At 42.2% G+C, this 13,462-nt stretch carries 10 protein-coding genes; 8 read left to right on the forward strand and 2 right to left on the reverse strand.

What is annotated here, in order from left to right; genetic code table 11:
- Positions 1-50: 50 nt before the first annotated feature.
- Positions 51-2,681: an ExeM/NucH family extracellular endonuclease gene (locus KO511_RS01180; RefSeq protein WP_215985670.1), complete on the reverse strand. Its 2,631-nt coding sequence runs from the start codon at positions 2,679-2,681 to the stop codon at positions 51-53.
- A gap of 307 nt (positions 2,682-2,988) precedes the next feature.
- Positions 2,989-3,462 (reverse strand): FxsA family protein, encoded by a 474-nt coding sequence (locus KO511_RS01185; protein WP_215985671.1) that lies wholly within the window; start codon positions 3,460-3,462, stop codon positions 2,989-2,991.
- 294 nt (positions 3,463-3,756) lie between these two features.
- Here KO511_RS01185 and aspA point away from each other — a divergent pair, with 294 nt between their 5' ends.
- The 8 genes from aspA to KO511_RS01225 all read left to right on the forward strand — a co-directional run bounded on the left by aspA (position 3,757) and on the right by KO511_RS01225 (position 13,459).
- A complete protein-coding gene (gene aspA / locus KO511_RS01190) occupies positions 3,757-5,205 on the forward strand; it encodes an aspartate ammonia-lyase (protein ID WP_215985672.1) in 1,449 nt (482 codons plus the stop codon).
- A gap of 158 nt (positions 5,206-5,363) precedes the next feature.
- A complete protein-coding gene (locus KO511_RS01195; protein WP_215985673.1) occupies positions 5,364-6,671 on the forward strand; it encodes an anaerobic C4-dicarboxylate transporter in 1,308 nt (435 codons plus the stop codon).
- Between the two features lie 315 nt (positions 6,672-6,986).
- Positions 6,987-8,432: a YfcC family protein gene (locus tag KO511_RS01200; protein ID WP_215985674.1), complete on the forward strand. Its 1,446-nt coding sequence runs from the start codon at positions 6,987-6,989 to the stop codon at positions 8,430-8,432.
- 644 nt (positions 8,433-9,076) lie between these two features.
- Positions 9,077-9,565: an arginine repressor gene (locus KO511_RS01205; RefSeq protein WP_215985675.1), complete on the forward strand. Its 489-nt coding sequence runs from the start codon at positions 9,077-9,079 to the stop codon at positions 9,563-9,565.
- Between the two features lie 104 nt (positions 9,566-9,669).
- A complete protein-coding gene (locus KO511_RS01210) occupies positions 9,670-11,445 on the forward strand; it encodes a protein-disulfide reductase DsbD (RefSeq protein WP_215985676.1) in 1,776 nt (591 codons plus the stop codon).
- A 173-nt stretch (positions 11,446-11,618) separates the two neighbouring features.
- The gene (locus KO511_RS01215) at positions 11,619-12,254 is read left to right on the forward strand and encodes a response regulator (RefSeq protein ID WP_215985677.1); all 636 of its coding nucleotides are present in this window, start codon (positions 11,619-11,621) and stop codon (positions 12,252-12,254) included.
- A gap of 102 nt (positions 12,255-12,356) precedes the next feature.
- Complete coding sequence (locus KO511_RS01220; protein ID WP_215985678.1) at positions 12,357-12,983, forward strand: MarC family protein; 627 nt, start codon at positions 12,357-12,359, stop codon at positions 12,981-12,983.
- A 212-nt stretch (positions 12,984-13,195) separates the two neighbouring features.
- The gene (locus tag KO511_RS01225; RefSeq protein WP_215985679.1) at positions 13,196-13,459 is read left to right on the forward strand and encodes a DUF4212 domain-containing protein; all 264 of its coding nucleotides are present in this window, start codon (positions 13,196-13,198) and stop codon (positions 13,457-13,459) included.
- The last annotated feature ends 3 nt before the right edge of the window (positions 13,460-13,462 follow it).

A 13,462-nucleotide genomic window follows, 5' to 3' on the forward strand; every position in this document is an offset into this window, starting at 1 on the left:
CCGCATTTATTTACAAGCTTTATTTTACAACCTTTATTTTAAAGTAAAGGCTAGTTACGTCTGCGCCATAGGGCTAGGCCAAATAAAGATAAGACAGCGCCAAGACCAAATGAGCCACCTTTTTCTGAGTTGATTGTAAGTTCAAGCACCGCAGGGTCGTGATCTGATGAGCGAAGGTGATCGGTATATTTTGGCAAATCACCTGTGTATCTATCACTGTATTCAAATAGGGTCGACTCACCACCATTAATATGCCACTCAGTGGCATCGACCATATACTCTTCAAGACTAGGACTTATCAAGATATGATCGAGCGCGCCCACTTCATCATTGTATGAGAAGCTCCAATTATTTGGATGCTTGGCGGCTACCGCATTAATGTAGCCATAGCTGTGATGAATGACCTCGCCCTCATCGCCAACCTGCTCAGCGCCGCCAATATAAGTATTGCGCGCCGCTTTAATCACTTTGCCATACTGCTTTTGGCTGTAATCGGTTAAAACCAGCATGGGATCTTCTTTACCGTAAGCATTTAAATCGCCCAAAATTACCTTGTGACCTTTAATGTTTTTCAGTGCATCCCCCAAGGCAACTGCCGCAGAAACTCGAAAGTTTTCACACGCGCCTTGCTGATCGACATCTTGTCCACCCTGACCGCCCTGCTCGATTGGCGCAGCGTCTTCCCAACATTTGGAGCCTTTTGACTTAAAGTGGTTAACCGCAACAGTGATCAGTTCCTCTGTATCTTGCTTTTGGTCTTTGTTTTTTATCCTGAAGGTCGGAGCGAGTGTATTTCGCTGGTAATTCTTACCATCTTCAATAACCTTGCCATCATCATCAATCACTTCTGGCGCTTGTTGATTTGGCATCTCAATGACTCGTGAGCTTTGTAACTCAACCGATTTAGAGCGATAAAGGACTCCTGTGGTAATCGCATCCGTACCGATATAATCATTTTTGTCGATGGTTTTGTCGCCATTGCTATCAATAGCAACAAACCTATAACGATCTTTTTTGTTATCAATCTGCTGGTTTAACTGCTCAACAAGCTGGCCAATCGCGCCATTTTCACCCAAGCCATTATTTTCAATTTCCATTAAACCTATGATATCGGCATCAAGGCGTAAAATGGCATTAACAATTTTGGCTTGCTGAATTTCAAATTCAGGGTAAGTCTTGGCACCTCGATTGCCCCCATTGGGATTCGAGTCTCCCCCAAAAGGAGAATTGAAATAATTAAGCACATTAAAGGTCGCAATTCTTAAATCACCCTTCTCTTTCACCTCTGGCGATTGAGTACGTGGGTCGCGGCGAACAAAGTTATCTTTGCTTAACGTGTTGGTGGCAATTAAGCGATAGTCACCATAGCTATAACTTAGCACCCCTTCCAAACCAACAATGGTATCGCCAATACGAATATAATCTTCGGTCGAGCCATCTTGATTAACGTCGGTGAGACCAAAGTCAGGGTAATAAGGGATAACGCCATTGGGCGCTTTGTTGTCAGATTCAATAAACAATCGCCGCTGACTATTATCAATACTTTGCTGCTTAGCCTTCTCTGAGCCTGCGGCAAAGAGTTGGTTTGGGTGCATATTGATGTTCCCCTGCGCCAGTACCATATTATTGCGCTTAGCCGCATAATCGTAGCCGAAGGTGCGCGTGACTCGCATATCAAGACTAGCACTTGTCTTAACCAACATACCTTCATAGCGCTCAAGGGTTTGTTCAAAGCTGCCATCATCGGCAAAAATATCAATACCTGTTGCAACTGGGGGAGTTTGCTCACCCTGCTTAACCCAAGTGTTTTTACCTGCTTTTAGCTGAGTCTGCTGATAGTTTTCCTGCACTTTACCTTTAACACACACTAAATCGCCTGGTTTAAGCTCAGGCTGAGATTGATTGGTTTCAACAAACAGGCCTTCTGAAGTTTTCGGGTTGCCATCATCGTTGAGCGCTTGCAGATAAAACCCCTTAGTCAGGCCTCTGGTGGCGGCGCTGACTACACCTTGTACATACACTTCCTCATCAGATATGAAGGCATCATTATCGAGCAATGGAGAGCGACTGCCCTCACCTTGAATGTCATGAATTGAGGTAAAGACTGGGTCCTGACCGTCTTGCTCGCAAGCAAACGGCTCTGGCGCTTGACCGCCATTAAGCTCACCCAAACCTTGAATGTCATTTTTATCTGACTCTAGCCAATTTGAAGCTTGATAACGAGAAGAAGGAGAAAAATCATCTTGGCTGCGCGTCAAAGTGACGTCTTTTGCAAAATCATTGCCGCCCATTTGACCAATCACATCATGTATTTCATCACCCTTAAGCAAGGCAATCGGATCATTACCGTTAAAGCCAAGCACATCCTTATCTAGAAAATGACTGATGTTTTTAATGTCATCGCTTGATTGCGAGTGACCAATCACTAAGACGCTTTTAGCCTGTATGACTTTACCGTCCAATGGCAGCTCGCTATCCCATTGACCACGGCCATTAATTGATTTAGCCAAACTATAACCATCAAGCAACACCTGACTATCGCCGGTATTGGCAATTTCAATGGCTTTATTATTACTGCTACCTTCGACATATTGAGAAATAACGATCTCAGACATTACTGGTGTAGAGAGAACACTTGCGACCATTGCTGCAAGTAGGGTAGGAGTTAGTTGTTGTTTCATTCTGTCCACCTTGCATCGCTTCCTTTATTATGCGGTTTAGAAAACGCGTTTCAATTCACTTTTCCTGTTGAGAAAAGACTTATAAAGCTCGACCAGTGTTGATGTTTTTTATGAAACTAAAAACAACATTCAATGACATTGAGATTTCGATCTCATAGACAAGATGAATATTTGAATAAGCGTCAAACTTTAAACCGGATTGAAATGCGTGTTACAGCTTAGGGATCAGGTGGGTAATCGCTTTTACTCAGAATTGAATTAAAGCTCAATCATAAAAAGGCGCTAGAGTACCGCGCCTATGTACTCACTATGGCTTATTAAGATGATTGGTGTCTTCATCATTTTTACGCTGATATTCACCCTCGAAGGTATGGCCATCATTATCGCTACCTTGTCCAAAATGACCACCAAAACCAGCAGCGGATTTTACCACCATTTTAGTCATAAGATATTTGGCTAAAGCACGACGTGGAGCAGGTAATAGCACTACCATACCGACCATATCGGTTAGAAAACCAGGAATAAAAAGCAATACACCAGCAACCGCAAGCAACACACCTTCAAGTATTTGTTGTGCTGGTAGCTCCCCTTGCTGAAGACGACTTTGAACAGAAAGTAGTGTTTGTAAGCCTTGGCTACGAACCAGAGAGGCGCCAATAAATGCGGTCAAAAAGACCATCCCAATTGTTGTCCATAAGCCAAAATAACCTCCGACCGAGATAAACAGACTTATCTCGATAACGGGGACCAATACAAATATTAAGAATACGATAGCAAACACATGCCCTCCTTTGTTAGGACTAGTGTAAGCTCAAAGCTAACTTAAGCTCAAACTAAAGCGACAAAATTCACTGCGGCCTAACGATTTGAGCAATATTTAGTATTTAAAAATGTTCAGCTAACCCAAAAATAAAAAAGGTGATCAAGATACTATTTTTATCCGCTGAGTGAAGTATCATGAGCCACATAAGTCAGGACGTATTTTACAGCCAAAAACTCTGACGAATGGATTCTTAAGTTGCAGAATGGCGAGCATTTGTATTTATCACCAGAATAATTATCTAAGGATCCTATAATGGCCACCCTAACTGATACCCTACACCCTGTTAATGCAACTCGTGTTGAAGAAGACCTTCTCGGCGAGAGACATGTCCCAGCAGACGCCTATTATGGCATCCACACCTTGCGCGCCATTGAAAATTTCAATATCTCTAACGTCACCATTTCAGATGTACCTGAATTTGTCCGTGGCATGGTGATGACTAAGAAAGCAGCAGCGCTTGCAAACAGCGAGCTTGATGTCCTGCCTAAAGAAATCGCGCAATACATAGTCCAAGCGTGTGATTTGATCCTAGACACAGGAAAATGCATGGATCAGTTCCCATCGGATGTGTTTCAAGGAGGAGCTGGTACCTCTGTCAATATGAATACCAACGAAGTTATTGCCAATGTCGCGCTAGAGCTCATGGGTAAAGAAAAAGGGCAATATCAATTTATTAACCCTAATGATCACGTCAATAAGAGTCAGTCGACCAACTGTGCCTACCCAACGGGTTTTCGTATTGCGGTTTACAATAGCGTCCATACGCTCATCGAAGCAATAGAATACTTAAAAGGCGCATTTGCTCTGAAAAGTAAAGAGTTTCAAAGCATCCTAAAAATGGGTAGAACTCAGCTTCAAGATGCTGTTCCTATGACTGTTGGCCAAGAGTTTCATGCATGGTCTGTGACACTAAATGAAGAGATCCGCGCTCTTGAATACACCTCCAAACTCTTGCTTGAAATTAACTTAGGTGCGACGGCAATAGGCACAGGCTTAAATGCAGCCCAAGGTTATCAAAAATTAGCGGTTAAGCATTTAGCGCAAGTCACTGGGTTAAGTGTCGTACCCGCTGAAGATCTGATTGAAGCAACGTCTGACTGCGGCGCTTATGTGATGACCCACGGCGCACTTAAACGTCTAGCGGTTAAACTGTCTAAGATCTGTAACGATCTTCGCTTGCTTTCTTCTGGCCCTCGCACCGGCATCAATGAACTCAACTTGCCTGAGCTACAAGCAGGATCGTCAATTATGCCCGCTAAAGTCAACCCTGTAGTGCCTGAAGTGGTCAACCAAGTTTGCTTTAAAGTACTCGGTAATGACAATACCATTTCTTTTGCAGCAGAAGGCGGACAATTACAGCTCAACGTAATGGAGCCTGTGATTGCTCAAAGCATGTTTGAATCCATTTCTTTGCTGTCGAATGCATGTATCAACCTACGCGACAAATGCATTGATGGCATCACAGTAAATAAAGAAGTTTGTGAAGCATACGTCTACAATTCGATTGGTATTGTCACCTACCTCAATCCATATATTGGCCACCATGAAGGCGATATTGTCGGCAAGATATGCGCAGAAACCGGTAAGAGTGTACGAGAGGTGGTACTTGAGCGAGGCCTTCTTAGTGAAGAAGATCTCGATGATATCCTCAACGTCGACAATTTCATGAACCCCAAGTACAAAGCAAAACGCTACCAATAAGCGAATGATGTAGGGCCTAGATGAGGCCCTTTTTTAGGTATTAAATTTTAATCCGCATATTTAATGTGGATTAATGCTATCAATCTCTAATTAACTGAATTTTTCTCTTTTAAGTGTTCAGACATCAAAGAATTTAAAATATATACGAGGTAACTATCATGGTTATGGTTGAACTATTCGTTGTCCTACTCTTCATATATCTGGGAGCAAGGATTGGTGGTATTGGCATTGGCTTTGCGGGCGGTGCTGGCGTTATTTCTTTATCCTTGTTTCTCGGCGTACCAACTAGTCAGGCCTATATTCCTGTTGATGTTATTCTGATCATCATGTCAGTGATTACTGCCATTGCAGCGATGCAAGTTGCAGGGGGAATGGATTGGTTAGTTCAATTGGCGGAAAACTTTCTCCGTAAACACCCAGAACGAATCACTTTTTATGCGCCTATTGTGACCTTCCTAATGACACTAATGGCGGGAACTGGTCACACTGCTTTTTCAACGCTACCTGTCATAGCCGAAGTAGCTAAAGGGCAAGGTGTTCGCCCATCGAGACCATTGTCAATTGCCGTTGTCGCTTCGCAGGTAGCCATTACCGCTTCCCCTATATCAGCAGCCGTAGTGGCGTTCTCATCAATGCTTGCGCCAAAAGGAGTGGATTACCTAACTTTGCTTGCTGTATGCATCCCGGCTACCTTCATTGCTTGTATGGTAGGTGCATTTGTCGCCAACTTCATGGGCAGAGAGCTAAAAGACGACCCCATCTATCAGCAACGTTTAGAACAAGGTCTGATTAAGTTGGCATCAGATAAACAGCGTGATATTTTACCAACCGCTAAAACGGCTACCTACATATTCCTAATCGCTATTGCATTCGTTGTTTGCTACGCAGCCGCTATCTCGACATCAGTGGGGTTGATTACCGACCCTGCCTTAGGCCGTAATGAAGCCATAATAACCGTCATGCTAACCGCTGCCGCCGCAATAGTCCTTTTCACCAAAATTGATGCCTCAAAAATACCTAACGCCGCCACTTTTCGCTCTGGGATGACAGCATGTGTTTGCGTTCTTGGTGTTGCCTGGCTCGGCTCAACATTCGTCAACGCACATGTTGATGGTATAAAAGAAATAGCCGGCGTGCTTGTTGCGGATTACCCATGGATGTTAGCCATAGTACTCTTTTTCGCATCAATGCTACTTTACTCTCAAGGAGCAACAACTGTGGCTCTTATGCCAGCCGCACTAGCAATAGGAATTGCCCCGCTCACCGCTGTTGCATCATTTGCCGCAGTCAGTGCCCTATTTGTTTTACCTACCTACCCAACACTACTCGCGGCAATCGAAATGGATGACACCGGATCAACACGTATCGGCCGTTATATCTTTAATCACCCGTTCTTTATTCCTGGTGTTGTTACCATCATTTCTGCCGTTGCACTTGCTTTCTCTTTGGGTGGGTTACTTATTTAGTCAATAAAAATGGAGGCAATACAAAGCCTCCAGGGTAAAAAGATAATTTAATATTTAAAATTCACATTAAATAACAAGCCTTCCATTACAAGATATAGAAGCTTACTCCTCATATAAAATACTAAAATAAACTTATAGGGCACTTATTAAAATATAAGGCAAAAATATATAATGCTTTTGTGAAGGATAACAAAGCCAAACTCTCTTATATTAATTAAGATTAAATTCAATATCATTGGCTTAATATCATTAAAAGTATGCCAGCTTTGATTCACTTCTATTTACTATTTATCAAATAGAAGTAAGGAGATCATCATGACGACACAACCTGAACCCACTGAAAAAAAAGAAGGTTTTTTTGCCAAACTTAAGTTTCCGTCCGCCTACACCATACTATTCATCCTGATTGCATTAGTTGCTCTGCTAACTTGGATTATTCCAGCTGGGCAATACCAGCGGGCAATGAACCAAGATTTAGGCCGTGAAGTACCCGTTACAGGCACTTATCAAACAGTCGAAGCAAACCCCCAGGGGATTATTGATATATTCCTCGCCCCCATTAATGGCTTTTACGACCATGAAAGTTATCAGGCTGCGGCCATTGATGTGTCTTTGTTTATCTTAATCATGGGTGGGTTTCTTGGCCTAGTCACCAATACAGGAGCAATTGACGCAGGTATCGAGCGTGTCACCCATACTTTCCGTGGTCGCGAAGAAATGATGATCCCTATACTCATGGCTTTATTCGCCGCTGGCGGCACTGTCTATGGTATGGCAGAAGAATCGCTGCCTTTTTATTCCCTACTAGTTCCCGTGATGATGGCCGCTCGTTTTGACCCTGTTGTGGCCGCTGCAACTATATTACTCGGAGCTGGGATAGGTGTTCTTGGTTCAACAATTAACCCCTTTGCAACTGTCATAGCAGCCAATGCGGCAGGTATTCCGTTTACCGATGGTATTTTATTACGTGTAGCCATGTTAGCCATTGGTTGGGTTATATGTGTCGCTTATGTCATGCGTTATGCTCGTCTGGTACGTAACGATCATACTAAATCAATTGTTTACGACAAATATGAGGAAAACAAACAGCGCTTTCTAACTAACCAAACCGGAGAGTCTGTAGAATTCACTGGTCGTCGCAAAGCTATTTTATTTATATTTGGTGCCTCCTTCGCGGTAATGATATATGGCGTTTCAATTGCTGGTTGGTGGATGGCAGAAATTTCAGCCATGTTTCTAGCCGCTGCCATTTTAGTTGGCTTGATTGCACGTATGAGCGAAGAAAACTTTATCAACAGCTTTATTGACGGCGCCCGTGATTTACTTGGTGTTGCACTTATTATTGGTATTGCTCGTGGTATTGTCGTCGTGATGGATAAAGGAATGATTACTGACACCATTCTTTTTTCCGCAGAGCAAACGGTGACCGGTTTATCTTCTGTTGCCTTCATTAATATGATGTTCTTTTTGGAAATTTTACTGTCCTTTTTAGTCCCTTCCACTTCAGGTTTAGCCGTACTAACCATGCCAATAATGGCGCCACTTGCAGATTTTGCGGGTGTTGGTCGAGACCTTGTTATTACCGCATACCAATCAGCATCTGGCTTAGTAAACTTAATTACTCCTACCTCAGCCGTTGTCATGGGAGGGCTCGCTATCGCACGAATACCTTATATTCGCTGGTTAAAATGGGTGGCGCCATTGCTAGCCATTCTCACGACATTTTGTGTGGCCATGATAAGTCTAGGTGCCGTTATCTGAACTAATAACTCGATCTGATAAAGCCGCCTTGAGCGGCTTTTTTATAGCATCATTCACGGTAGGATATCGTTTAAAAAACACTCACACCAAGGAGTAATGTTACTTAAATATAAAATACTTACCATCAAGGCAACCAAAAATAAAATAATTATTCTTCTGTTAACACATTTAGATGAATACTATTTTATCTTGGGGCTTCTCATTGTTATTAATAATTAAAGTTTTAAAAAAACCTAGCACTTACATCTATACTCACCGCGTTAACAAACTTCAAATATATAAATAGATATTATTAAATTCTTAAGCCTACATCTATTTTATGCAGGTTCTAACGGTCACAATCCTCATGTGAATTTATTAGGCAAGGAGGTGTTTAGCCTCAAAAGGGTGGCTTACACATACTTCAGGATCAAGCGGGTACCTATATCACCCAAGGTTAATTGAGTTGTTGCACCAGCATCTAAGATCAGTTTTTTGTTTGGTGATCCCTTTCAAAAAGCCGCATTTTATTTGGTGGTAATATGTCCAAACATCAAGGCTACCATAGAAGTGGCACTATTTGGTTTAAGGCATTTCAACGGACTGAAGCGCCATAAATAGCAAGGATAAAAACCCTTTACGTTATGCTTTTTTGAGGAGTTCCCATGAGTGAAACTCTAAGCCCAATGTCAGTTGAAAAAACTGAAGATCAAACCCTAATCACTGCCTGTAAAAGGCTGCTTCAACAGCAAAGTTTCTCAACGCAAAATGACCTTCGGGAAGCTCTAGTCGATTTTGGTTTTGTCGGAATTAGCCAGTCCACCGTCTCGCGCTTATTGTCACAATTAGGGGTAATAAAAGTACAGAATGCCTGCGGCAGAAAAGTTTATTGCATTACTATAGAAACAGCCCCTGTACGTGTTGAATCTTCCATTTCTTCTCAAATTGAATTTGTTACTCATAATCAATCTATGGTCGTGGTAAAAACTCACCCAGGCAGCGCTCAATTAGTGGCTCGACTAGTAGACATAGATCCACACATTGATATCCTTGGTACTGTCGGGGGTAACGATACCGTGTTAGTCATCCCAAAAGACATAAAGTATATTGATGACTGTGAAAAAGTCGTTCGTTCTAGATTAGGGATAGCTTAACTCCCTAACAAAAATGAATATTTGACCTGGCATGAAACTTAATGCCGCTTTTCTCTGTCTGATTGAGTTAAAATGATTCAAAATTTGACTTAAGTGACCTTTATATGCGTGCCATTTTATCGCTTGTTTTACTTTATCTGACTGTTTTTTCTGCGCCTACTATGGCAGTTTTTGAACAGACCAAATCTATACCCAGCTTTGGCAACCAAAGTAATAGCTTTGTACCTGTCGATGAAGCCTTTCCGTTCAATGCCTATCAACAAGGAAATCGTGTCTACCTTGATTGGCAGGTCAAACAAGGTTACTACCTCTATCAACATAAGTTATCAGTCAATGGCGAAAATGTTAGGCTCAATAACCTGAAGATGGAAGAAGGCACACCACATCAAGATGAATTCTTTGGTGAAGTCAATATCTACACCACACCATTATTTATTGAAGTACCTCTAGTAGGTTATCAAGATGGGGCTCGCTTGGTTGTTCAATATCAGGGATGTGCCGAGGCAGGCTTCTGTTACCCTCCTGAAACTCGCGTGGTAGACTTAACGTCTTTTGAATCTCCAAACACAAACAGCCAAGAAGACTCCACTCCTACAAAAACCGACTTAAACTCCCCTCAATTGGCTTCGCAGGAGTCCAATTTGGCGACAAGCCTGAGCGATAACTGGTGGACACCCCTGCTTTTCTTGGCTCTAGGAATTGGATTGGCTTTCACCCCGTGTGTATTACCCATGTACCCCATTCTCACCAGTATCGTACTAGGAAGCGGAAAGCTAAACCATGGCAGAGCATTAGGGCTCGCCTTTATTTATGTTCAAGGTATGGCATTAACCTATACTTTACTTGGATTAGTGGTGGCATCAGCCGGCTTACAATTTCAAGCAGCAATGCAGCACCCATATATTCTAATTGGCTTAAGCGTTATGTTTGTTGCTTTGGCACTATCAATGTTCGGTGCTTACACCATTCAGCTACCAAGTGGTGTGCAAACTTGGCTTAATAACTTGAGTAATAAACAGCAAGGCGGTAATTCACTGGGTGTCTTTGCTATGGGGGCAATTTCAGGCCTTGTCTGCTCACCCTGCACAACCGCCCCGCTGTCAGGCGCTTTACTTTATGTCGCTCAAAGTGGCGATTTGGTGACAGGTGGTGTAGCACTCTATGCTCTAGCTTTAGGCATGGGGATCCCGTTAATGTTAGTCGCCGTATTTGGTAATAAACTTCTGCCCAAAGCGGGCAACTGGATGGATAAAATCAAAACTCTTTTTGGCTTTATTCTCCTCGCTGCCCCCATATTTCTACTTGAACGTATTCTTCCTGAAACTTGGGCGACCGGATTATGGTCAGTGCTTGGGCTAATGGCATTTGGCTGGCTATATCATGTCAAAAGTTCATTACCACTAGGCGGCTGGAAACAAAGTATAATTGGAATCATCGCGGTACTCGGCCTGTTAATATCTGCGCAGCCAGCCATCAATTACTGGTTTGGTAATCATGTTAAGCAATCACAGACAAATATTCAGTTCACACGCGTAGCAACAATAGATGAACTCGGCAGTCAACTTGAGCAAGCCAAACTGTCTGGCAAACCTGTAATGCTCGATTTTTATGCAGATTGGTGTGTAGCTTGTAAAGAATTTGAGAAATACACTTTCCATCAAGCAGATGTTGAAAATAAGTTGAAAAACTTTGTCTTACTCCAAGCTGATGTGACTAAAAGTCAACCGCAAGACATAGAACTGTTAAAAGCAATGAATGTACTTGGGCTTCCTACCATCGAGTTTTGGGATGCTGAAGGACAGCACATACCCAGTGCAAGAATTACCGGATTTATGCAAGCCGAGCCTTTTTTGCAGCATATTGATACTCATCGATTGTAAACTTCTAACACAGCTTACCGCCAGTTGCACAATTGGCGGTTTAGCCCAGTAATATTGAGGATTATGCAGAAAACCCGATATAGTTCAGAGTTTTTATGTATAGGCATTGTTCACACCTTCAAAGCCGACAATAATTCGCCTAAGCCAACTTTTAATTGATACGATCAAACCATATGGATTCAACCTACACCATTGTTATCGCTGACGACCATCCGTTATTTCGTAATGCACTATTTCAGTCGGTACATATGGCGATAAGTAGAGCCAATCTAGTTGAGGCCGATTCTCTTAATGGTTTGCTCGCTGTTCTCAATAATGGACAAGATCCTGATTTATTACTCTTAGACCTCAAAATGCCTGGTGCAAACGGCTTGTCCGGACTGATTCAATTGCGTGCAGAATATCCAGATTTACCGATAGTGGTTATTTCTGCCAGTGAAGAACCTTCGGTGATCACACAAGTCAAAAGCCATGGTGCATTTGGCTTTATCCCAAAATCTAGCGATATGCGTGAACTTATAAAAGCATTGACGCAGGTGCTCAATGGTGAACCATTTTTCCCTGAAGGAACAACGGACACGGTATTTAGCAGTGAATTGACTAATAAAATCGCAACTTTAACCCCACAACAAAACAAAGTCCTTACAATGCTATCCGACGGTCTGCTAAACAAACAAATTGCCTATGAGTTAAATGTCTCTGAAGCCACAATAAAGGCTCATATGACAGCAATTTTCCGGAAGTTAAATGTAAAAAATAGAACTCAGGCAGTTATTTTGCTTCAGCAGCTGGAGTATGAATATTCTTAGCGTTTTTTCACTATTGGTGTTATTTATCTGCTAAGATACTCACGTTGATCATATGATCAACATATTCATCCCTCTGTTTCACCAACTCTGGGAGTCAAGATATTGCTTAGCGTATTATTCACTCAATTTGTCGTGCTCTGGGCTGTGATCGACCCAATCGGTTCTGTGCCCGTTTATCTTTCTCAAACTCAGCATCTCACAGCAAAACAGCGCCGTTTAGTCGCACTAAAAGCAGTGGCAATTTCAGCTGGAGTGTTGCTATTTTTCTTACTTGTAGGGCAACTGCTACTCGACGCAATGCAAATACCCTTACCGGCTTTCCAAGCTGCAGGCGGCCTTGTTTTATTACTGTTTGCACTAACTATGATATTCGGTGAATCTAAGCCTGAGCAAGAAACAAAAATATCTGAAGAAGTCAGTCACTCTGATTTAGCCGATCTCGCTGTCTACCCTTTAGCCATACCCTCTATAGCATCTCCTGGGGCCATGATGGCGATAGTGATGCTTACCGATAACCATAGATACGCTATCGCTGACCAATTTATGACAGCAGCTGTCATGATTGGTGTGCTATTAATCACTTTAATTTTACTGCTAGGTGCCACTCATATCCAAAAGTGGATAGGCAATGTGGGTGCTGCCATTATCAGTAGAGTAATGGGGTTAATTCTCGCGGCAGTTGCATTAAATAACCTATTGTTAGGTATAAAAGATTTTTACCTTGGTTAACTATACATAACACTTGATCTAATCATTAGACTTTGGTCTTACCTAACGATCATAAAACACTCTCCATCATTCCAAAAATAACCATAAGCACCTGTTATAAAGGTGCTTTTTGGTATTATAAACAAGACTAAAGTTGAAAAGCACTCCTAAACTTCGCTTGGTAAGGTATCTAATGAAACATTTCATTAACAACCAATCGTAAGGAGGCTGTAATGGCATTTGAAAGTCAAGAACGAGCCAAGGCCTATTGGAATAAAAACGTAAAACTGATGGTTAGTCTAATGGTTATCTGGTTTTTTGTTTCATTTGGTTGCGGCATTTTATTTGTCGACCAACTAAATCACTATCAGATCGGTGGATATAAATTAGGATTCTGGTTCGCTCAACAAGGCTCCATTTATTCATTCCTCGCCATCATCTTTTTTTACGCATGGAAAATGCGACAAATAGACCGCGAGTTTAACGTCGACGAATAAGGA

This window comes from Vibrio hepatarius (assembly GCF_018860525.1).
In the GTDB taxonomy this organism is placed as follows: domain Bacteria; phylum Pseudomonadota; class Gammaproteobacteria; order Enterobacterales; family Vibrionaceae; genus Vibrio; species Vibrio hepatarius_B.